The sequence below is a fragment of the uncultured Paracoccus sp. genome (assembly GCF_947487305.1).
Taxonomy (GTDB): Bacteria; Pseudomonadota; Alphaproteobacteria; order Rhodobacterales; family Rhodobacteraceae; genus Paracoccus.
The window spans coordinates 73,837-94,246 of sequence record NZ_CANKWH010000015.1; the positions used below are offsets into that span (position 1 = coordinate 73,837).

General features: G+C 61.5%; 22 protein-coding genes. 9 read left to right on the forward strand and 13 right to left on the reverse strand.

Annotated elements, in window-relative coordinates; genetic code table 11:
- Positions 1-141 precede the first annotated feature (141 nt).
- The 3 genes from Q1A36_RS16420 (at position 142) to Q1A36_RS16430 (ending at position 1,903) form a co-directional block, all read left to right on the forward strand.
- On the forward strand, positions 142-1,101 hold the full coding sequence (locus tag Q1A36_RS16420; protein WP_299846488.1) for a hypothetical protein: 960 nt from the start codon (positions 142-144) through the stop codon (positions 1,099-1,101).
- A 115-nt stretch (positions 1,102-1,216) separates the two neighbouring features.
- Positions 1,217-1,489: a hypothetical protein gene (locus Q1A36_RS16425; RefSeq protein WP_299846442.1), complete on the forward strand. Its 273-nt coding sequence runs from the start codon at positions 1,217-1,219 to the stop codon at positions 1,487-1,489.
- A gap of 216 nt (positions 1,490-1,705) precedes the next feature.
- Positions 1,706-1,903: a hypothetical protein gene (locus Q1A36_RS16430; protein ID WP_299846444.1), complete on the forward strand. Its 198-nt coding sequence runs from the start codon at positions 1,706-1,708 to the stop codon at positions 1,901-1,903.
- Positions 1,904-2,087: 184 nt separating this feature from the next.
- Here Q1A36_RS16430 and Q1A36_RS16435 read toward each other — a convergent pair whose 3' ends face one another.
- From Q1A36_RS16435 to Q1A36_RS16480, 10 genes are all read right to left on the reverse strand, one after another.
- Positions 2,088-2,726, reverse strand: a complete 639-nt coding sequence (locus tag Q1A36_RS16435) for a hypothetical protein (RefSeq protein WP_299846446.1) — start codon at positions 2,724-2,726, stop codon at positions 2,088-2,090.
- A 405-nt stretch (positions 2,727-3,131) separates the two neighbouring features.
- On the reverse strand, positions 3,132-3,491 hold the full coding sequence (locus Q1A36_RS16440) for a RidA family protein (protein WP_299846448.1): 360 nt from the start codon (positions 3,489-3,491) through the stop codon (positions 3,132-3,134).
- 23 nt (positions 3,492-3,514) lie between these two features.
- Positions 3,515-4,888: an FAD-dependent oxidoreductase gene (locus Q1A36_RS16445; RefSeq protein ID WP_299846450.1), complete on the reverse strand. Its 1,374-nt coding sequence runs from the start codon at positions 4,886-4,888 to the stop codon at positions 3,515-3,517.
- A complete protein-coding gene (locus Q1A36_RS16450) occupies positions 4,878-5,216 on the reverse strand; it encodes a (2Fe-2S)-binding protein (RefSeq protein ID WP_299846452.1) in 339 nt (112 codons plus the stop codon). Before Q1A36_RS16450 ends, Q1A36_RS16445 begins: the two co-directional genes overlap by 11 nt.
- Positions 5,206-6,414: an FAD-dependent oxidoreductase gene (locus Q1A36_RS16455; protein ID WP_299846454.1), complete on the reverse strand. Its 1,209-nt coding sequence runs from the start codon at positions 6,412-6,414 to the stop codon at positions 5,206-5,208. The genes Q1A36_RS16450 and Q1A36_RS16455 overlap by 11 nt, the downstream gene beginning before the upstream one ends.
- A gap of 19 nt (positions 6,415-6,433) precedes the next feature.
- On the reverse strand, positions 6,434-7,243 hold the full coding sequence (locus tag Q1A36_RS16460; RefSeq protein ID WP_299846456.1) for an ABC transporter permease: 810 nt from the start codon (positions 7,241-7,243) through the stop codon (positions 6,434-6,436).
- Positions 7,240-8,106, reverse strand: a complete 867-nt coding sequence (locus Q1A36_RS16465) for an ABC transporter permease (protein WP_299846458.1) — start codon at positions 8,104-8,106, stop codon at positions 7,240-7,242. Before Q1A36_RS16465 ends, Q1A36_RS16460 begins: the two co-directional genes overlap by 4 nt.
- Positions 8,099-9,169, reverse strand: coding sequence for an ABC transporter ATP-binding protein (locus tag Q1A36_RS16470; RefSeq protein ID WP_299846460.1), 1,071 nt, complete (start codon positions 9,167-9,169; stop codon positions 8,099-8,101). Before Q1A36_RS16470 ends, Q1A36_RS16465 begins: the two co-directional genes overlap by 8 nt.
- Positions 9,170-9,234: 65 nt before the next feature.
- Positions 9,235-10,266 (reverse strand): ABC transporter substrate-binding protein, encoded by a 1,032-nt coding sequence (locus tag Q1A36_RS16475; protein WP_299846462.1) that lies wholly within the window; start codon positions 10,264-10,266, stop codon positions 9,235-9,237.
- A gap of 332 nt (positions 10,267-10,598) precedes the next feature.
- Positions 10,599-11,519: a LysR substrate-binding domain-containing protein gene (locus Q1A36_RS16480; RefSeq protein ID WP_299846464.1), complete on the reverse strand. Its 921-nt coding sequence runs from the start codon at positions 11,517-11,519 to the stop codon at positions 10,599-10,601.
- A 551-nt stretch (positions 11,520-12,070) separates the two neighbouring features.
- Between Q1A36_RS16480 and Q1A36_RS16485 the strand changes: the two genes are divergently transcribed.
- From Q1A36_RS16485 to Q1A36_RS16510, 6 genes are all read left to right on the forward strand, one after another.
- Entirely contained in the window at positions 12,071-12,922 is an 852-nt protein-coding gene (locus tag Q1A36_RS16485) for a sulfurtransferase/chromate resistance protein (RefSeq protein WP_299846466.1), read from the forward strand.
- Positions 12,919-14,283 carry a chromate efflux transporter gene (gene chrA, locus Q1A36_RS16490; RefSeq protein ID WP_299846468.1) on the forward strand — a complete coding sequence of 455 codons (1,365 nt, stop codon included), beginning with the start codon at positions 12,919-12,921 and terminating at the stop codon, positions 14,281-14,283. Before Q1A36_RS16485 ends, chrA begins: the two co-directional genes overlap by 4 nt.
- A 588-nt stretch (positions 14,284-14,871) precedes the next feature.
- Positions 14,872-15,546, forward strand: a complete 675-nt coding sequence (locus Q1A36_RS16495) for a HupE/UreJ family protein (RefSeq protein ID WP_299846470.1) — start codon at positions 14,872-14,874, stop codon at positions 15,544-15,546.
- A gap of 18 nt (positions 15,547-15,564) precedes the next feature.
- Positions 15,565-16,425, forward strand: coding sequence for a hypothetical protein (locus Q1A36_RS16500; protein ID WP_299846472.1), 861 nt, complete (start codon positions 15,565-15,567; stop codon positions 16,423-16,425).
- Between the two features lie 72 nt (positions 16,426-16,497).
- On the forward strand, positions 16,498-16,767 hold the full coding sequence (locus tag Q1A36_RS16505) for a metal-sensing transcriptional repressor (RefSeq protein WP_299846474.1): 270 nt from the start codon (positions 16,498-16,500) through the stop codon (positions 16,765-16,767).
- Positions 16,768-16,883: 116 nt separating this feature from the next.
- Complete coding sequence (locus tag Q1A36_RS16510; RefSeq protein ID WP_299846476.1) at positions 16,884-18,194, forward strand: MFS transporter; 1,311 nt, start codon at positions 16,884-16,886, stop codon at positions 18,192-18,194.
- Between the two features lie 211 nt (positions 18,195-18,405).
- Here Q1A36_RS16510 and Q1A36_RS16515 read toward each other — a convergent pair whose 3' ends face one another.
- The 3 genes from Q1A36_RS16515 to Q1A36_RS16525 form a co-directional block, all read right to left on the reverse strand.
- Positions 18,406-19,194, reverse strand: a complete 789-nt coding sequence (locus Q1A36_RS16515) for an N-6 DNA methylase (RefSeq protein ID WP_299846478.1) — start codon at positions 19,192-19,194, stop codon at positions 18,406-18,408.
- Between the two features lie 64 nt (positions 19,195-19,258).
- Positions 19,259-19,864, reverse strand: coding sequence for a hypothetical protein (locus Q1A36_RS16520; protein WP_299846480.1), 606 nt, complete (start codon positions 19,862-19,864; stop codon positions 19,259-19,261).
- Between the two features lies 1 nt (position 19,865).
- A partial coding sequence (locus tag Q1A36_RS16525; RefSeq protein WP_299846482.1) for a hypothetical protein occupies positions 19,866-20,410 on the reverse strand: 545 nt, incomplete at its 5' end.

A 20,410-nucleotide genomic window follows, 5' to 3' on the forward strand; every position in this document is an offset into this window, starting at 1 on the left:
GGGTAAGGTGCAAATTGGCTATATTCTGCACATATGAAGACGCGAACCCTTATATTTCAAATTGATCCTGATGACCTCTACGGAGACGCCGGAGAGATCGCGCAGACTTCTGACGATGACTTGTGGTTCTTGCCTGGCCCGATGGAGGCGGAACCGGACTACCTGTTGCCCGGCCCACGCGCCGAGCCGGGCGAAACCTCGATCCTCGACGATTGGCGACGGGCTGAAGCGAGCAGCGCTGCCCGTCTTGCCCGGATGGCCGGTCGGCTCGGCGCGCTGGACGACCGGCTGCGCCGCGGCCCGGAAGGATGGCGGCACAGGCTCGCGCTCATCGAAGCGGTCGAACTCAGCTGGTTTGTCGGCGACCGGGTCGGCCCGGATCGGCTGGCGCTCTGGATATCCATGCGCCTGTCGGGCGTACAAGACGACATCAACGCGCTCGCCCGGGTCGGTTGGGCTGTGCGGCGATTGGCAGGCGGTGCCGGGCCGGAGGCCGATCTGGCCGCATTTCTTGACCGGCGCGATCCAGAGAGTCTTGCAGATGATTGTGAGCCCTTCGCCGACCGGTCCGGCGGGTGGCTCGAGCTGATGACAAGCGCAATTGACCTGCACCCGATCACCCGCGCCTGCATGGGTTTCCATCTCTGGCGTCTGGCGGGCCTTGGGCAGCAGGGTGACCAGCTGGAAGCTGCGGTGACTGCGGGGCGCATCGCGGCGACCGAGAGTAAGGGATCGGTGTTCGTTCCCATTGCCATGGGTGGGGCAGGGGGGCTACGCGCTGGCGGGACGCCTGCGGAGCGATTGGTGCGCTGGCTTGGCGGCATGGAGGAGGCTTGCCTGACCGCGATGCGACACCTGGACGATATCGAGGCGTGGTCCTCGCGGGCTGAAGCCATGATGAGGCCACTCTCGGGAAAAACACCACCAGCCTTGCGCCGCGCACTGACCGAATGGCCTCTGGTTACCGCTCCGATGGCAGAGACCCTGACAAGCGCCAGCCGCGCCGCCGTCCAGCGCAACCTCGCCTGGATGGAGGCGCGCGGCCTGATCCGCGAAGTAACGGGGCAGGGACGGTTCCGGATGTGGCGGGCGGTGGCCTGAGGAAAGTCCGACATCAGCCCTGACCCGGCTGTATGATAAAGTAAACGCGCAAACCTTGGCCGGTGCTCGATGGACTGATAACTTTCAGCAGCCGATCCCATCGGAGGAGCCCTTCATGTCCGAACCGAACCTGACAACAGGCACCCGGCAGGCGCTTTGGCGCAGGCAGAACTGGGCCAAATACAGCGCTCATCTTGCGGTGCAGCGAGGGCTCAACAATGGCGAGCTGGTCAGGCAAGCCTGCGAGGTCTGCGGACACCCGCGAACGGACGCCCATCATGACGATTACGACGCGCCGCTTCGGGTCAGGTGGCTCTGCCGACAGCATCACGCCCGACTTCACAAAGGCGGCGAGGATCTCTTCACTGGCTTGAGTTCGCCACGTTAGCCAGCAATTAATGCGTGCGTGAGAGGCCGCGGCAGATGTCGATGGTCCCCGGCGGCGCTTCGGAAGTGTCAAGCCAAGCTAGCATGGACTGCGCTTGTCGCGGCCTTGCACTCAAACATTGGCGCAGGGTCTGGGCGTTCGATTGCCAGGTTTGTGGTGCCCGGCTACTTCCAGTGCCCGACAGACAGAAGGGCGATGCAGGCTCCAAGAAGCTAGTTGATCGCGCCCGGCCCGGCAAAGTTTGTGGGCGATATTGAGGGGACTGGCCAGAACCTCTGGGCCGGGCGCGGAAACAATCTGCGCCTGGAAGATAAGCCAGATGATCGTTTCGACTACTTCAACGTTAATATTCTTAACACAAGTGTCGTGCAGGCGACATTTGCTTTGCGTGTATCGGCTAGGTTGGTGGTGTAGCTAGTGCCGGTTCGGAAGCATCGTGACGGTTTCGCGTTCTCACCTCGTTTCCATTTTTGTTCAAGGTGTTGTTGCCATTGTCGTTCGCCCACCAGCAGATGTTCCCTCAGACATCTTCCTTCGCGTTCCTTGGCGGGGACGTGAAGGCCGACGATGATGACGCTCGGGCCTGATCGGGATCGACTTAACTGGGGTTGACCGACCAGGTCAAAAAAATCCCCCCGCACCCGACGGTGCTGCGGCAGTGCAGCCCCGTTGTCAGCCGGGATGTGGTGGTTTTTCCGCCCGGTCTCTTCGACGGTACTTCCGACTGGATTGGCAGCACCGGGCGGGCCGTCGAGAGAACGGGCGGTTTTCGGAGGCGGCTTCCCCTGCTGCCGCTTGTCCGCTGCGCGGACCTGTCTTGCCTGAGCCCCCCCGGGCCTGACAGATTCGCTGATTTCGCCCGGCATCGGCAGGAACCCTCCTGATGGTGCCGGGCGAAAGACGTCGTGACCGGATGACTTCGGGCGGGGGTGCCGTTCCGCGCGGTGCGGCGGGGGCCGGTGGCGGCGTCCGGGGCATCCAACAGCCAAACATCGGACAGCGGAAACTGCCGGTTGGTGCGCAGGTTGCGGACCAGTGCCATATGCCCGCCGGCGATGCGGCGGGTCTGGAAGTGACCTCGTTCATAGATCGCATAATCGCGCGGAAACCACGCCTCGACGCGGACCTTGGTGCCACGCACGTTCAAGATGGCGCCGACTTCGACGGTGCCGACCTTGCAGGTGCTTCCACGGATGGTCTCATAGCGAAATCGTTGCGGATTGTATTGACGCAGCATTCGGCGCCTCCTTTTGCGACGGGCGGCGGGGTCTTTGCCCCTTCCGCCGATGGGCGGGCCTTCCGGCTCTGTTTTCTGAAAGGCCCATGCCTTTCGGAAAGCAGAGCGGGGAGGGCGCAGCCCTGCCCGTGGCCCTGGGGCTGACTGTCATGGCTCGGGAGGGCGGGCTGGTGCGGCCCGCAGCCGCAGGCGAGGACACGGGGCCCGCTGGACCGACGACGCGCCCGCGCGGCGCCCGGCCATTGACCGGCAGACGCAGGGATGCGTGGCGGACGAAACGAACAGAACAAGTGTCGGGGCAGGGGTGAGCCGGGCTCCCTCGGGCTACCTTCCGATGCAACGGCTATGGCGTGAAGGACCAATGGTTTTCCTTCCACCTTGATAACGGGCCGGAGATAAGTTGGATTACTCTCCGACCGCCGCGGTTACGATGATCTCGACCAGAACATCGGGCGCGCCCATGTCGCATTGTGCGGTCGCGCGCGTCGGTGCGGCATCCGGCGCGGTCCAGGCGTTCCAGACCTCGTTCATCGCGGCAAAGTCGCGATCCAGATCCTTGATCCAGATCTGCGCGGTCAGCAGCCGGCCTTTGTCGGTTCCTGCCTTTGCCAGATAGCCTTCGATCTTTTCCAAGGTTTGCCTGGTCTGGCCGGCGATATCCAGGCTGCGGTCGTCGGCGGTCATGCCACCGACAAAGACCATGCCGTTATAAACGACAGCCCGGCTGCGGCGCGGATCAGTTTCGATGCGGGTGATGGTGCTCATGTTCTTTGTCCTTGTCTTTGAAGTTATGATGTCGACTGTGCAAAGCTGCCTAGATGGATGGGCTTGATGGGCGGACGAATACGGTAATAGCCAACTTCGCCCGGCGCGACCTTGCGCGCGGCTGCGATTACCTCAGTTACGGTTAGCCCGCACAGGCGTCCCTGGCATGGACCCATGCCGCAACGGCCAAAGCTTTTGGTCTGGTTCGGACCAAGGCAGCCAAGATCGACATAGCTGCGCACTTCTCCTGCCGTGACCTCCTCACAGCGGCATACGGTGACGTGGTCCGCCGGGATGCGATGTTCGTCCAAGGGCCGGTAGAGGACGTCCAGAAAGGGCCGAAGCGCGGTATAGCGTGCAAGCTGCCGCTGAAGTTCTGCCTTGCGACCCGGCTGCGCTGTCCCGCCCTTGCGTTCATGCATCGCAAGCACTGACAGCCGCCCTTGGATCGCCGAGGCAAGGGCGCCCACGATCCTACGGCTGTCGCCGGCGACATGGATCTGTGTCTCGCCGAGGCGGCCCGCGTCATCAGTCACGGGTGTCCAGCACAGCTGCGCCGCGTCCCAACGATGCTCGGCACGTAGCGACCAACTTAGCTGCGTATTGGGTACGATCCCCTGGTGCAACAGGACCAAGCCTGCGGGAATTTCGCGTGACTTGCCCTTATGGCGGAAACGAATTCCTTCTGCATGATCTTCACCCAGGATTTCCAGGCCGCTTGCGCCGGAATAAATCGGCACGCGCGCCAAGCGGACCCGAGAGATGAGGCCCAGCCCTTTGACCAGGTCCTTCCGCCCCGTCACGGCGCCATGGACTTTACCAAGCGCGGTGACATAGGTCGAGAACCGCGTTGTATCGACCAGTCCCGCAAGTTTCACTCCTGCGCGCAGGTATTGCCACGCCAGCAGGTAGAGAAGCGGGCCGCAGCCTGCCAGCACGACGGGGCCGGCTGGCTGGGCCCCCGCGCTCTTCAGCATGATCTGCGCCGCCCCGGCGCCCATCACCCCCGGCAAGGTCCAGCCGGGTATCGGGAAGGGACGCTCCATCGCGCCGGTCGCGATCAGCACGTTAGTTGCCGAGATCGTCCTCGTCCCGCCTGCGTCTACATAGTCGATGACCCCATCCCCGGTCAGGTTCCAGACGGTGGCACCGGGGATATGAGCTGCGCCGCTTTGGCGAAATTCCTCGGCCAAGACGCGACCTGCACCATAATCCTTGCCAAGGATCATCTGAAGAGCCTCGGGCGCGTCCTCGACACGTCGATAGATCTGCCCGCCGATGGCCGGCTGTTCGTCCAACACGCTGACCGTCATGCCGAGCGCGCAGGCCTCGACCGCCGCAGCCATGCCAGCAGGCCCCGACCCGATGACAACCAGATCTTTGACATCATTTGCCATTCTTGCCTCCTGACGCTAAGCCGTCCAAGGACGGAGCCCCTGATTGGCGTTTGATGATCATTCCGTCGCGGACAAGGGTCATGCAGCCCTGCCGCGCAGGGATGCCGTCAATTTCCACAAGGCATTCGAAGCAGACGCCCATCATGCAATACGGCGCGCGCGGTGTGCCCTTGACGATGCTAGTGCGGAGCGCGCCTCGGCTGCTGCTTAAAAGCGCGGCGGCGACGCTGATCCCATCGGGCACCCGGAGGGTTTCGCCCTCGAATTCGATGCGGACCATTGCCTGACCCGCTTTTTGGGGAATCAAAAAAAGGGTTTCAGTGGTCACGGACAAACCTCGCATTTTTGTCAAGGAAGCGCTTGCCATTGAACGGCACGACGTCCGGGGGGGCATCCGTCAGCCCGCCCATCCATGGACCGATGACATTGGCATGGATGGCGGCAAGGGTGACGCCGCTGTGGCAGACGACCGCAAAGGCGCCGGGGCATGTCCCGGATTCTTGATAGATCGGGTATCCATCCGGGGTCAGCGGACGCAAAGCCCCCCAGGCCCGGACAAGCCGCGCATTGGCCAAGGCCGGGAAGGTGTCCACGGCGCGGCGGGCCAGCCATTCGATTTTTTCGACGGTTGTGCCATCGTCCAGGCCCACATCCTCGGTGGTCGAGCCGATTTGTACGCTGCCTTCCGCGGTCTGTCGCGCCTTGTTGGTCGGATAGTCCATGAATGGCTTCAGCCGTTCGGTGATCAGCACCTGTCCCCGGGTCGTTACAGTCGGGGCGTGGATGCCGACCTGGCTCGCCAGTTCCCCGACGCCAAGCCCGGCCGCGACGACGATCCGGTCGCTTGTCCAGCCTTGCCCATCGCCGCTGCGAGCAGTGAACCTGCCTTTCGCCGCGTTATGTTCGATTGCGGCTACATCGATGCCGCTGATGATATCTGCCCCGGCCTTCTTCAGTCCGGAATGCAGTGCCCGCAGCAGGAACAACGGGTTTGCCATGCCATCCTGGGCGCCCCAGCTGCCGCCCACCACCTTGGGGCCGATATCAGGCAGGTACTGCCGGATTTCAGACGCTTCCATCATTCGGAACGGGATGCCGCCAGCCTCACGGTCGATCTTGGCCAGAAGGTCCGCGCGTTTCTGCACCTCTTCCTCGCTGAACCCCAGCCAGAACCCGCCCTTCTGGACTAGCCCGCTGTCGACCCCGGTCCGATCCAGCAGTTCCTGGTGAAATCCACCCCATTGCCCAACCGCGTCACGCGTCCAGCGGGCATATTCCGGCATCCCCCCGCCCTTGCTGGAAAGCCATACCAAGCCGAAGTTGCCGCGCGAGGCGCGAAATGCGGTATCACCTTGGTCGAGAACCCGGACGGATAGCCCGCGACTGGCCGCCCCATACGCGATGGCTGCGCCGACTAGCCCCCCGCCCACGACAGTCAACTGTTTTGAAGTCATTTCTCCAGCTTTCCTGCTGCCCGAAGCCAGGCAAAATCCCTTCCAGCCGCCGCAATGCGGCGGATTGGTCATTTACCTTGATCAAAGCGGTCTACTTCTTGCCGATCAGCACCTTGTCGATCCCGACGATGCGATCGAGGATGAACATCAGGCCCATCGTGCCGATAATCATGATGGCGGACACCGAAGCCGTGACGGGGTCGGTCAGCATCGCAACCCGGTGGTAAAGCGCCACTGGAAGTGTGGTGGTGCCCGGCGTCGCGATAAAGACGGTCATGGTGACCTCATCGAAGCTCTGGATGAAGGACAGTACCCAACCGCCGGCAACACCGGGGAGGATCAACGGCAGCAGAATGCGCCGGAAGGCGGTCCACCGCGATGCCCCCAGCGACCGTGCCGCCAGTTCGGCGTCGCGGCTTAGCCCGATGATCGCCCCAAGGGTTAGCCTCAAGGCAAAGGGAACGACGATCAAGGCGTGCACCAGCATCAGCGCCAGGAAGGACCCGCTCCACCCCATCAGCGAGAAGAATCGAAGGAACGCCACGCCAAGCACCACATGCGGGACCATCAATGGCGACAGCAGAAGCGCCATCAGGCCGTCGCGCCCCGCAAAGCGATATCGTGCAATGGCGATCGCCGCCGGAACCGCGACGAGCGATGCCAAGGTCGCGGCGCCAAGCCCCAGCCAGATCGAGGTCGAGAACGCGTCCATGAGTTCCGGCGCCTCAAGGATCGCCCAATACCAGCGAAGGGACGCGCCCTCGAAGGGCATCGAGATATAGCCCTTGTCGGAAAAGGACACCAGGATGATGACCAAAAGCGGGGCGACGATGAAAAGAGTGAACAGGGTATGGAAGATCAGCGATCCGAACCCATTGGAACCCAAGCCTCTGTCTTTCATGAGAACACCTGCTTGAACTTGCGCTCGATATAGCGGTTGCTGCCCATCACGACGGACACGATGCCGATCAGCAGCAGAACCGCGATTGCGGCGCCCAGCGGCCAGTTCATCGAATGTAGGAACTCGTCATAGATCGAGGTCGTCACGACCTTCAGCCTGCGTCCGCCGATCAGGGCCGGAGTCGCAAAGGCCGAAGCGGACAACGTAAAGACGATGATCGCGCCGGACAGGATCCCTGGCAGTAGCTGGGGCAGGATCACCCGACTGAAGGTGGTCCAGGATCCGGCCCCAAGCGAGCGTGCGGCATCGGCGACCTGGGGATCCAGTTTCTGTAGCGTGGTCCAGACGGCGATGACCATGAAGGGCAGCATCACATGTGTCAGCACGATGACCACGCCGGTCATGGAATACATCAGCTGCAAGGGTGCCTCGATCAAGCCAAGGCTGATCAATGACTGGTTGATCAGGCCCTCGCGTCCCAGCATGATCGACCACCCAAGCGTCCGGACCACCACCGAGATGAGCAGCGGCCCCAAGATCATCACAAAGAAAATTCCCTGATAGCGTGGCTGCATCCGCGACAAGATAATCGTTTCTGGTACACCCAGCAGGATGCACAACAGCGTCACGCCAGCAGACATCAGGGCTGTCCGCAGGAACAGCTCGTAGTAATAGCTGTCCGACAGGATCTCGAGGTAGTTGCCAAAGGTATAGTCGTCCTGTGTCCCCATCATCGAATCGAAGACGTTGAAGGACAGGATCGCCGTCAAGGCCAGTGGCACAACCAGAAGGCCCAAGAACAGCGCCAGCGACGGAAAGGACAGCAGCCAGGGCTGACTGGCTGACTTTGAGGCATCAGACATCGGCGAGTTCCCCGGATGCGGACTGCATATCCGCCGCGTTCCAGTTGATGCCGACCAGTTCGCCTTCGCCAGGCTGGCCGCCCCTGGTGTTTACCTTGATGACACGCAGGCGTCCGAAATCACTGTCGATCTCATACGTCCAGGTGTTTCCCAGGAAAAGCCTGGTAGCGACACGCCCGGTGATGATTCCGGTTTCGGGCGACGACAGCGTCAGGCGTTCGGGCCGGATGAACAGTCGCAACTCGCCCGACGTCCCCGCGTCGCGTAGCGGAATCTGGATCACGCTCGATCCGATACTCACTTGCGTGTGAGCATCGTCATGGCCCAGCACCTTGGCCGTGATGGTGTTCGACTGGCCAAGGAAGTTGAAGGCGAATTCGGTAGAGGGAATGTCATAGACCTCCTGGGGCGTGCCCAGTTCAGCGATCGTGCCGTTTGCCATGACGGCAATCCGGTCGCTCATGGTCATGGCCTCTACCTGGTCATGTGTGACAAGGATCGTGGTGATGCCCAGACGCTTCTGAAGCCCGCGCAGTTCGACATGCATCTCGCTGCGCAGCTTGGCGTCTAGATTCGACATCGGCTCGTCCAGCAGAAGCACACGCGGACGGATTGCCAAGACCCGCGCGATTGCCACACGTTGGCGTTGGCCGCCGGATAGCTCGCTTGGATATCTGGAATCCAGCCCGCCAAGCTGAACCATCATCAGCGCGTCGGCCACCCGCTCACGGATCTGGGCTTCGGGCAGTTTGCGCATCTCCAGCCCAAAGCGCACGTTCTGCGCGACGGTCATGTGCGGGAACAGCGCATAGCTTTGGAAGACAACGCCCATGTCGCGCTTGTCGGGTTCCAGATAGGTGATGTCCCTTCCATCCAGCAAGACCTGGCCGGCTGATGGCGTCACAAATCCAGCAACCATCTGAAGCGTGGTGGTCTTGCCGCAGCCGGAGGAACCGAGCAAAGAAACAAACTCACCGCTTTCGATCTCGAGATCAATGCTTTTGACGGCCCGCACGTTCGGTGGATAAGTCTTGGCAAGGTTCCGTATGGTGAGTGTACTCATGGTTCTGCCTGGATTGGGTTGCTGTCTGACGGCCGCAGGTGGAAGCGCGCAAAGCGCGCACTTCCTTATTCAACGGTGCGCGTCCATTGCTTTGTCCAATCCGCGCGATTGGCGTTGATGACGCGCCAATCCATGCTGATCATCTTTGACAGCTTGTCCTCGCCATAAGGAACCTCCTCGGCGACAGCCGCGTCGAGCGTGGTCGTGCTGTTCGTGGGACCGAAGCCTTCGGTGGCCAGCTTGGTCTGTACCTCGGGTGAGACGAGATACTTCAGGAACTCTTGCGCCAGTTCCGCTTGGGGGCCTTCTGCGACGGCGCAGGCCGAAGCGATGATCGCGGGCGCGCCTTCCTCCGGATAAACGAACTCTACCGGAAAGCCGGTTTTCTTCAGGGCCACTGCCCGGTTGCTGCCCCAGACCCCCAGGTCGATATCCCCGTTCTGGAACATCTGCGCCATCTCGGCATTCGACGATGACCAAGTGACCACCTTTGGGGCCAGCTTTTCGCGGATCACATCGAAGCCCGGTTCGATATTGGTCTCGCTGCCTCCATTCATCCGCGCGAACATCAGCAGCGAGTTCAGACCAAAGGTGCCGCTGATCGGGTTTGACGTAACCCGCTTGTCGAACTTGTCATCCGTAAGGTCATTCCATGAGGTAGGCGCGGCCCAACCTTGACTGTCGAATTTCTCCTTGTTGTAGGCGATACCTGTCGCAACCAGGCCAATGCCCACTGCCCTGCCATCAAAGTTTTCCGGCTTTGCCATATCATAAAGATCACCGTAGACGTCAGCGCTATCGACGCTGTCACACAGCCCGAACTGGACAGCCATCTGCATCGGCCCGTCATCGACAAGCGCGACGCTTATTTCCTGGTTGCCCTTCTGCGCCTGCAGCTTTGCAAGCGTCTGGCCCGAGTTGCCAGGCACGAAAACAACATCGACGTTGTGTTCCGCCTCGAAGCCGGGAGCGATCTCTGCCTCGAACATCGTCTGGAAGTCCCCAGAGTAGCCGGCGAAATACATCGTCTCCTGCGCGGCAAGGGGCGAAGCAGCTGCGGATGCTGTCAGCACTGCGAGTAGGCTTATACGATCCATAACGTTTCCCTGTTTTTTGTTTCTGCCCACGATGAATTACCTCCCGCGGGTCTTGCGACAGCAGGAACGCTATGGTCGTCGCGCAATCCAAGCAAATCGAAATTTGGGGGTGGGTTATGCAATTATGATATGTGCTAGGCTGCAGGTGCCAAGCTTCAAATCTCATGATCCTCCAAGATCTGCCCATAGATTTTCAGGTTGTAGCCTGTCCTTTGTATATCATGATGAAGTTGTGTGACAAAAAGGCTTTGGTGCCGACCGCCTACCTTAAGCCTTCTACTTTCGTCTTTCAGTGCCCGCCGTATCCGGTGCACCTAGACTTGAGTACATGGTCAAGCGGAGTCGACCGACTGGCCCAGGATCGCGGCTAGGTCACTGCGAATGACCTCCCTGACCGACGCCGCAAATTTCGAGATCATTCGGTCTTCCTGCCTGCCGGGATGCAAAACTAGGTACCCGTGATGCTTGATCGCGGGCAGGAACGGCCGCGTGACCACCCCCTTATCCTTGTAGTCAAGGGCCGCAAGCGGATTGACGATAGCCACCCCTAGCTGCTGGGCGACAAGCGCGCACATTATCAGACTGTAGGGCGTTTTGAGGCTAACCCGACGCGAGACATCGGCACCGGCAAAAAGCTCCTCGACCTCGGATTGGCCAAATTCGTTCTGGGGCAATGCGATAAAGGGCTCTTCCGCCAGATCGCCGGGAGTGATTACCGGCTTTTTCGCAAGATAATGCCCGCCGGGCATGATGCAGACTGCATCAAGCTCGTATAGCTTCTCGCTGTAAAGCCCGTATGCCTCGTTTACTTGAGACACGATCCCGATGTCCGAGGTCTGATCGTCGATCCAACTCGCAACGGCGGATGAATGCCCGATGTTCACCGACATGCTTGTTTCCGGAAAATCTTGGGCGAACCTCTTGATCACACGCGGCAGAAGCCCAAAGGCTGGTACCTGCACTGCGGCCAGCGACAGCGATCCGCCGCTAAAGCGGCGGATGCGCCCCGCTGCCTCCTCCAGATAACGCAGACCGTTGAAGCTTCTTTGGACTTCCTTGAAAAACGCGAATCCCTCGCTTGTGGGGACAAGTCGGCCCGGCTGGCGCTCGAAAAGGCGTAGGCCGGTTAGCTTTTCAAGCTGCGAGATAGATCGGCTGACGTTTGGCTGTGAGGTATGCAAGACCTTCGCTGCCATGGTGGTCGATCCTGACACCATAACGGCGCGAAACGCCTCGACATGCGAAAACCGCATCTGATCCTCCTGCTATTCCTTCGCTGCTATGAATATCTAGAGCTGCCGTGGAAGCGGCAATAGCGAGGACAAGGTGTGGCGCCGTGAGCACTTACAGTTCCGCACGATGATGCAAACAGGCGTCCGCTGAAGGATCCCCTTGCGGACAGGCTAGAGAAGCACAGTGGAAGCGAAGCGCCAGTCCGCTGTTCTGCGGCCTCATCTGGAAGAGGGCATCTCTCTGGCCGCCGGCGCCCAACGGTGGCTGTCGTATTACCAAAGGGTCAAATCGACGCGAAGAGCCCTTAGCGGTCATTCAGTTGGTTGAAGCAGGGTCAGCGAGCAGTGGTTGGGCTGACGTCCAAAGATTGCTCGATGAGACTTTTCAGATCAGAGCTTTCCGCCGAAGTAATTGGCTTTCCCTCCGGATAGCTTGTTCGTCCTACGCACTTGACATTTGACGTCAAAACAAGGCCATCTTCTGCACATGGGGACCCGCGAGCTCCCCACGAGGCGTCAGCCGAAACTCGCGTTCCAGTCCAGTTCCACTTGAACCCGAGGAGGGAACGCAGATGCCTGCGCCTGATGCGATGACCTGCGAAAAGCTGTCGAAACTTGTTGGCACCCCAAGGGTGCCTGTTGTCCTGGATGTGCGCCGCGAGGCCCTGCGGCTTGCCGAGCCTCGCCTGATCCCGACGGCGAGGACGCTGCCTGAAGACAGCCTTTCACCAGGGGCATTGTCGCTCTTGGCGCAGGAGCTGATGCGCGAAATGCCGAACCAGCCGGTGCTGGTTGTTTGTGCGGAAGGCCATGGTCGCAGTCAAGGCGTTGCGGCCTGGCTGCGTCAGGAAGGTATTGCCGCAGAATACCTTGAGGGTGGCCATGCTGCCTGGGACGCAGGCAACCTGCCGCTCTATGACCCGACAAAGCTTGGCAAGCTTGATGGACGGGGCCGCAGCCTATGGGTCACCCGTTCTCGCCCCAAGATCGACCGTATTGCCTGTCCCTGGCTGATCCGCCGCTTTATCGACCCGCGTGCGGTCTTCCTCTATGTCGCGCCGGCGGAGGTGCAGTCAGTGGCGGACAGCATCGGTGCCATGCCCTTCGATATCGAGGGCGTGTTCTGGAGCCACCGCGACGAAACTTGCACTTTCGACACTCTGATCCGCGAATTTGGCCTGGCAATCCCGGCGTTGGACCGTCTGGCGACAATCATCAGGGGAGCTGATACGGACCGTCTCGATCTCGCGCCGGAATGTGCGGGCCTGCTCGCGGCATCGTTGGGCCTGTCTCGCATGTATTCGGATGATCTGGAACAGCTTGAGGCGGGGATCGGGCTTTACGATGCGTTCTATCGATGGGCGCGTGATGCAACCGGTGAGATCCACACATGGCAAAACCATGCCGGGAGAACCGGCAAATGAACAGCACGCCCGGCTTTCCAAGCTTGTCCGAGGCCACCAAGGTCTGGGCAAGGATTGCCGCACTTTCTTTCGGCGGCCCTGCCGGACAGATCGCAGTCATGCACCGGATCCTGGTCGAGGAGAAGAAATGGCTGGGCGATGGCCGGTTTCTACATGCCCTGAACTTCTGCATGTTGCTGCCGGGCCCCGAGGCGCAGCAGCTGGCCACGTATATCGGCTGGTTGATGCATGGCGTCCGGGGCGCTCTGATCGCGGGGGGCCTGTTCATCCTGCCTGGCATGCTGGCCATCATGGGGCTGAGCTGGATCTATGCGATCTGGGGTGAGGTCGGCTTTGTCGCGGCACTGTTCTTCGGGCTGAAGGCCGCGGTTCTGGCCATCGTGCTGCAGGCAGTGGTGCGGGTCGGCAAGCGTGCCTTGAAAAACCCGGCGATGCGCTGGATTGCCGCCGCCTCCTTCGTTGCAATCTTTGCCTTCGGCGCGCCGTTTCCATTGATCGTGGCTATGGCTGCCCTGATCGGTTGGGCGGGTGCGCGCGCAGGGATCAAGGCATTCTCTGCGAGTGGTGGCCATGGCGCGGTTGGCCGGGATCATGTTGATGATGCCGAGACCCTGCTGGGCAAAGAGGTTGTCCTGCCCGCATCGGCCCGCAGGGGTGCCTTCCGCGCTGGCATTGCTGCGTTGCTACTTTGGCTGGTGCCCGTGGCGGCACTCATCCTGCTTGCGCCGGACAGCGTGTTCACCGACATCGCCACCTACTTTTCCAAACTGGCGATGCTGACCTTCGGTGGGGCCTACGCGGTTCTGGCATGGGTCGCACAGGAAGCGGTGGGCACCTATGGCTGGTTGAAGCCCGGCGAGATGCTGGACGGGCTGGGCATGGCGGAAACCACGCCGGGTCCGCTGATCATGGTGCTGCAATTCGTGGGCTTCATGGGGGCATTGCGCGAAGCTGGCTGGGCCTTCCCACTACTGGCCGGCACCGTTGGCGGGCTGATTGCAACCTGGGTCACGTTCGCTCCCTGCTTTGCCTGGATCCTGCTGGGTGCTCCGTTCATGGAGGGACTTCGACAGAACCGCGCGCTTGCGGCGGCGCTGACCGCCATCACAGCGGCTGTGGTCGGGGTCATCCTCAACCTGGCGATCTGGTTCGCAATCCATGTGATCTGGCGCGAGGTTGCGATGTTCAGTGCGGGGCCAATGGCACTGCAACTTCCGATGCTCGGGTCAATCGACTGGGTTGCGGCGGGTTTGTCCGCCTGTGCGCTGCTGGCCGTGTTCCGTTTCAACATCGGCATGGTCAAGGTGCTGGCGGGTTCTGCGCTTGCGGGGCTGGTGTTGCACCTGGCGGGGGCTGCCTGAATTTGGCACGAGCATAACCGTCAGTTTAGGCGGAAAACCGCGAGACTGACGGGGGATCGCATGGACGTTCGATATCCCCCGGGGTAGGATGCTTCTCAGACCGACACATGAATCGGCGTGGACGAGATGGGCATCAGGCAGAAATCAGGGCGCAGAGATGTGCGGCAGGGGTATCTCCCCTGGCTGGCCATTTCGCTGTGTATGGCCCTGATTTTGTCGCTTTGTTCTCAGGCCTATAGCCATGGCCCGGGTGCCTGGATCGAGGGCCAGCGTCTAGTGGCCGAAGTTGAGACGCATGGGCACTCCCATGGGCCGACCGGCCATAATGCGACCGATCACGAGCATCAGAATGCCGAGACTGCTGAGGCCGCGGAATCGCGGCTTGCAGAGGTGTTTTCCGCTCCACCAGACCGCCCCTCCGCAAGCAACATGCCTGATGACATCGCTGGGGATGGCCTGCGACGACCTCCGAGATCTGTCGCCGTCTAAGCCGGGCCTTCGGGCCTGACAGATCAACGACACTCATCGGAAAATCACATGTATTCAATGCGAACTGCCCGCGTTCCGCGGTTGCAGGCGCGCAGGCTGATGGCGGGTATCCTGCTGTTCAGTCTGTGCCTCCTGGTGGCCGAGGCCGCCTTTGCCCATGCCGTCACCCTGGGTGACCAAGGGTATATTCAGGAAATCACCGGGGTAAACATCATCCCCTTCATCTATCTGGGGGCCAAGCACATGGTCACCGGATACGACCATCTGCTGTTTTTGTTCGGGGTGATCTTCTTCCTCTACGGAATGAAGGAGATCGGCATCTATGTGACCCTCTTTGCGGTCGGTCACTCCACTACCATGCTGATCGGGGTCTATTTCAGCTTCGGGATCAACAGCTACATCATCGACGCCATCATTGGCTTTTCGGTGGTCTACAAGGCGCTGGATAACCTCGGTGCCTTCCGGATCTTGCTCGGGGTGCAGCCGAATACGAAGGTGGCGACCATCATCTTCGGTTTCCTGCATGGCTTTGGCCTCGCCTCGAAGATCCTGGAGTACAACATCGCACCTGACGGGCTGGTGCCGAACCTCATTGCCTTCAATGTCGGCGTCGAGATCGGTCAGCTGCTCGCCCTCGCGATGATCCTGGTGCTGATGAACCGCTGGCGCGCCACGCCAGGGTTCGCGCGCCAGGCCTATGTCTCCAATGTCGTCATGATGGGGATGGGCTTCTACCTGATGGGCTTCCAGCTCATCGGCCTTGCCTATTCCTGATCCGAAGGAATCCTATCCATGCAAAAACCCTTTGAAATCCATAAGGCCCCATCCATGCCCGGCACCATGCAACCTGAACCCCTGCGGGCTGACCCTCGGCATGTTCGTCACGACACTGCGGGCCATATCCGGGGCGTTGAGGCGAGCTCCGGCGGTCTCATGCGTTCGACACTGAAGGCGGGCGGCATTGCCGCTGTGCTTCTGGTGGTTTTCTACCTGCCCTCAGAATACGGGACAGACCTGACCGGTCTCGGCAGCGTACTGGGCCTGACGGAGATGGGGGAGATCAAGCAGCAGCTCTATGCCGAAGATGCGGCAGACGCGGCCGCGCTGGCAAACACCATGGTGGTTCCAGCGGAATTGGCCTCGCGCCTTGACCGGATGGAGGCCCAGATCGCTGGGATTGCTGCCGTTATTGGCGCTGATGGCATCGCGCCTGCCGCTGCTCCAGCCGCCCCAGCAGCGGCTGCACCGGCGCCGGAGGCCCCGGCGGCGGAACCTGCTCAGCCAGCAGAGGTTGTCGCGATTCCTGACGCCGCTCCGGCTGCGCCCGTGCCCACCGCACCGGAATGGCGGGACGAGGCCAGCTATCAGCTCGCCCCGGGTGAGGGGATCGAGGTGAAGCTTGTGATGCAGGAAGGCCAGACTGCGCGGTTCGAGTGGACGGCGAACGGGGCCGTGGTGAACTACGACACCCATGGCGACGGCGGCGGCAATTCCATCAGCTATGAACAGGGGCGTGGCGTCCCTGATCAGGTGGGCGAGCTGACGGCGGCCTTCACAGGCAATCACGGCTGGTTCTGGCGCAACCGCACCGATGCACCTGTTACGCTGACCGTCCGAACAAGCGGCGACTACGCCGAAATGAAGCGGCCCTGAGAAAAAAACGGCTGGCGCGGATCACCAGCGCCAGCCGTTGCCGGATCCCCCATCCAGGGATATCGTGACCGTATGGCACATTCTCACGATCACATCACCCACCCCGATATCATCAAGCGGCTGAAGCGAGCCGAAGGGCATCTGCGCCACGTCATCTCGATGTTGGAAGAAGGCAAGCCTTGCCTTGATACCGCGCAGCAGATGCTTGCAGTGGAACGTGGATTGGTCGCGGCAAAGCGGCAGATGATCCATGATCACATGGATCACTGCCTCGGCATGGCCGACGATGAAGCCGGGCCTCATGCCCTAGAAGAGATCCGTGCGCTGGCCAAGCTGCTGTGATACATCCCCCCTGGGGGGATTGATCTGGCATTGAGAATGGGTGTATCCCCGTGGGGGGATAGGGTGTCACCGCCCGGTGGCGACAGCTGGTATCCCGAAAGTGTCGCAAGGGTATCATGCTCGGCATTCTGAAGAACCGCACCTACCGCCACCTCTTTGCCGCTCAGGTCATCGCTCTTATCGGAACTGGCTTGATGACTGTCGCCCTAGGCCTGCTCGCCTATGACATGGCAGGGGCCGATGCCGGGGTGGTGCTGGGCACGGCCCTTGCCATCAAGATGATCGCTTATGTCGGGGTTGCCCCTGTCGCACAGGCTCTGTCTGATCGGCTCCCACGGCGCGCGGTGCTTGTAACGCTCGATCTGGTGCGTGCCGCAGTGGCGCTGTTTCTGCCTTTCGTGACGGAAATCTGGCAAATTTACCTGCTGATCTTCATCCTGCAGGCGGCCTCCGCTGCCTTCACGCCGACTTTTCAGGCGGTGATCCCGGACATTCTGCCCGAGGAGGGGGACTATACCAAGGCATTGTCGCTGTCGCGGCTGGCCTATGACCTCGAAAGCCTGCTGTCGCCGATGCTGGCGGCAGCCCTGCTGACTGTAATGAGTTTCAGCAATCTTTTTGTCGGCACGGTGTTCGGGTTTCTCATCTCGGCGGCGCTCGTGGTCAGTGTCACACTGCCCGTCAAAGCGCCGGGACCGCGACGCGGCATCTGGGACCGGACGACGCGCGGGCTGAGGATCTACCTCGCAACCCCGCGCCTTCGTGGTCTGCTGGCGATCTGCCTCGCGGTCTCGGCTGCCGGTGCGATGGTCATCGTCAACACGGTGGTGATCGTGAAATCCCGTTTCGGTCTGGGTGAGGCAGAGGTTGCCTGGGCATTGGCCTGCTTCGGCGGCGGTTCGATGATTGCAGCCTTCGGGATGCCGAAACTGTTGGAGCGGATCGGAGACCGGACGGTGATGATCGCTGGCGCGGTGGCTCTGGTTGCCGGAACCGCCCTTGGTGCCCTGATCAACAGCTATACTGCCTTACTGCCACTCTGGCTGGTGATCGGGTTCGGCTACAGCGTGGCCCAGACCCCATCCGGCAGATTGCTGCGCCGCTCGGCCCATGCCGAGGATCGCCCGGCGATATTTGCCGCCCAGTTCGCGCTGTCTCATGCTTGTTGGTTGATCTGCTACCCGCTGGCAGGTCGCTTCGGTGCCGGGTTCGGGTTGGGGGCCACCTTCGTCATCATGTCGGCAATTGGCTTGATAGGCATCATCCTGGCGCTGCGCCTGTGGCCTGCCGGTGATCCGTCAGATATCCCGCATGAGCACCCGGATCTTCCAGACGATCATCCGCATGTCAGGCAACATATGGAAGCGGGTCACCATCATCACGCGATGATTATCGATGATCTGCATCGAACTTGGTCGAAGGCTTGAAGATGATCATCAATGGCGAATGACCGCTTTGTCCCGCAAACCCACCGAAGGAACGGCAATCTCTTGACACATACTCCCCCAATAGAGAAGCCGCCCCAAGGGGCGGCCGAGTGTCCTTCGTCGCGGAAGGAACAGGGGGAAGGTTCAAGAAAAAGGGCGATGCCCGTCACCCTTATTGATTGAACAGGCACTGCCGGTTTCGGCGTCAACATCATGTCCAGACGGCGCGGGCAGTGGCAAGTGTGCCGCCAGTCAGCAGCTCGCGACGGCGGGCTTGTCGGTCCGCTTCGGCTGTGGCCGCTTTCCGGGCGTCGTCCATCTGCCGCGCGAAGGGATGCCCGTTGGCGGCGCAGAAGATCGGCGCGGCGGGTGTGAACGCCTTGTCGAAACACTCCATCGTAAGGCTGTTGCCATGGATCACCCGGCCGGCAATGCCACGGCTGGCGATCTGGATATAGGCCATGTGGAAGGTCGAGCGCGACAGCTCGACCGCCTCGATCCAGACATGTCGGGCGGGATCGAAGCCCTGACCTTCCAGCGCATCGGCCATCGCCAGCACCATGCCGCCGGCCCCGGCGGCGGGTTCCGACACGGTGATGAAGGCTTGGGCCTCGATCTGGGCTGCCACGTCGCCAAGGGACATCTCCGCCATCAGGCGGCTGACCTCATAGGGCGTGAAAAACTTGCCGCGTCGCGCATCCAATGCGCCGATCTCGCCTGCCACCTCGCCCATGAAATCCACCCCGCCGCCGGCAATGGCCAGCGTGGCGATGCCCAGGAGTTCGGGCATCCGGCGAACGTCGTCGGGCTTCGGAAAGAGCCCGACGCAGCGCATGTAATCGGCTTCCAGCCGGTCGCGCTGTTCAGGGCAGGGCGAGACGCGCTTGGCCAGCGCGCAATAGGCCATCTCGCAGAAGATGCGGAATGTCTCGCTGCGGGTTTTCGAGCGGTCGAAGCCATCGAGGGCGCCCAGGAAATCGGTCACGGCGGGATGGGCCATGAGGCAAGCCTTTCGGGAATGGGATCGAGGGGAGCGCCGCGCGGTCAGGCGCGGCGGCAGGTTGTCAGATGCGCGTCCAGTCGCGTGTCCTGATATTGCTGATCCGGTAGTGGCCGCCGTTGTCGGTGCTGATGAAGACGGTGCGGTTCAGCCGCCCGTACCGGATCCTGGCCACCCGAAACGTTTGCAGCTCGGCACCATCGGTGAAGCGCAGAGGTTCGGCCAGACGGATCACATCGCCGGGCTTGAGCGGGCGCCTCTCCTTTGCCGCATGGGACCGGCAGCGCTGGCGCCAGTCGCTTGCATGGTCATTGACCGTCTCTGACAGCAGCGACAGCAGCTTTTCAGGGGCGTGGGCGGCGGCATCGGTGGGGCCGGCTGTTTCGGTCATCGACTTGTAGCCCCATCCCCCGCCTTGGGTTGTCGTCAGGAAGATCGCGGCAAAGACATAGCCGCCGGTCGCGTCGGTGACGTAGTCGCCATAGGGGCACAGACCGTCCTCGCGCCGTCCGGCCGGTTTGGGTTCCGACCGGACGGCGGCATACCAGACCGATCCCTTGTGGCTGATCAGCACCGGATAGCTGCGGCGGTCGTCATCCTCCCCGCCGCACAGGCGGGCAATCTCATCACGGATGCAGGACGGGGTGTGGTTATAGACAAGCCAGCCCATATCAGCCCCTCCGTGCGTCAAGGGCCGCCGCGATCTGCTCGCGCAGTTCGGCCAGCGGGTGGGCGTCAAAATCATCCTCGCGGAAATCCGCCGGATCGTCGTAGCCGGGGATCTCGTCATGGATGCGTTCGGCCAGCAGGTCCACGAGGTCCGGCAGACGGGTGTTGGCGTAACCGTGGCAAAGGTCGCGATATTCGACCAGTTCGCCGGTCAGCTCGACGATGTGCGCCAGCACTTCGCCAATCTCGCCGTCTTCGGCATCGTGAACGATCTGCCATTCCTCGACGCTGCGGTGAAAGCCATAGACGGACCAGAAGCAATGTTCGCCGGGCTCGCAAACCTCGATGCTGCCGCCCATGTCGCGGACGGGCGAGACGCGAAAGCCCGAGAAATCGAAGATGGTGGTGTCGGACGGCAAGCCGTTGAAGACTTGCGACAGCGCCGCTTCATCCAGCCGCTGACCGGCGCAGAGATAGCTGTGTGCCGTGATCCATGCGCCGTCTTCCTCGGCTTTCGACCGCAGTTCATCGAGCGTGAAGGTTCCGA

Coding starts and splice junctions, on each gene's coding strand:
- Q1A36_RS16420 (WP_299846488.1), top strand. CDS start 142: ATGGAGGCGGAACCGGACTACCTGTTGCCCGGCCCACGCGCCGAGCCG.
- Q1A36_RS16425 (WP_299846442.1), top strand. CDS start 1,217: ATGTCCGAACCGAACCTGACAACAGGCACCCGGCAGGCGCTTTGGCGC.
- Q1A36_RS16435 (WP_299846446.1), bottom strand. CDS start 2,726: ATGCTGCGTCAATACAATCCGCAACGATTTCGCTATGAGACCATCCGT.
- Q1A36_RS16440 (WP_299846448.1), bottom strand. CDS start 3,491: ATGAGCACCATCACCCGCATCGAAACTGATCCGCGCCGCAGCCGGGCT.
- Q1A36_RS16445 (WP_299846450.1), bottom strand. CDS start 4,888: ATGGCAAATGATGTCAAAGATCTGGTTGTCATCGGGTCGGGGCCTGCT.
- Q1A36_RS16455 (WP_299846454.1), bottom strand. CDS start 6,414: ATGACCAATCCGCCGCATTGCGGCGGCTGGAAGGGATTTTGCCTGGCT.
- Q1A36_RS16460 (WP_299846456.1), bottom strand. CDS start 7,243: ATGAAAGACAGAGGCTTGGGTTCCAATGGGTTCGGATCGCTGATCTTC.
- Q1A36_RS16465 (WP_299846458.1), bottom strand. CDS start 8,106: ATGTCTGATGCCTCAAAGTCAGCCAGTCAGCCCTGGCTGCTGTCCTTT.
- Q1A36_RS16470 (WP_299846460.1), bottom strand. CDS start 9,169: ATGAGTACACTCACCATACGGAACCTTGCCAAGACTTATCCACCGAAC.
- Q1A36_RS16475 (WP_299846462.1), bottom strand. CDS start 10,266: ATGGATCGTATAAGCCTACTCGCAGTGCTGACAGCATCCGCAGCTGCT.
- Q1A36_RS16480 (WP_299846464.1), bottom strand. CDS start 11,519: ATGCGGTTTTCGCATGTCGAGGCGTTTCGCGCCGTTATGGTGTCAGGA.
- Q1A36_RS16485 (WP_299846466.1), top strand. CDS start 12,071: ATGCCTGCGCCTGATGCGATGACCTGCGAAAAGCTGTCGAAACTTGTT.
- chrA (WP_299846468.1), top strand. CDS start 12,919: ATGAACAGCACGCCCGGCTTTCCAAGCTTGTCCGAGGCCACCAAGGTC.
- Q1A36_RS16495 (WP_299846470.1), top strand. CDS start 14,872: ATGGCGGGTATCCTGCTGTTCAGTCTGTGCCTCCTGGTGGCCGAGGCC.
- Q1A36_RS16500 (WP_299846472.1), top strand. CDS start 15,565: ATGCAAAAACCCTTTGAAATCCATAAGGCCCCATCCATGCCCGGCACC.
- Q1A36_RS16505 (WP_299846474.1), top strand. CDS start 16,498: ATGGCACATTCTCACGATCACATCACCCACCCCGATATCATCAAGCGG.
- Q1A36_RS16510 (WP_299846476.1), top strand. CDS start 16,884: ATGCTCGGCATTCTGAAGAACCGCACCTACCGCCACCTCTTTGCCGCT.
- Q1A36_RS16515 (WP_299846478.1), bottom strand. CDS start 19,194: ATGGCCCATCCCGCCGTGACCGATTTCCTGGGCGCCCTCGATGGCTTC.
- Q1A36_RS16520 (WP_299846480.1), bottom strand. CDS start 19,864: ATGGGCTGGCTTGTCTATAACCACACCCCGTCCTGCATCCGTGATGAG.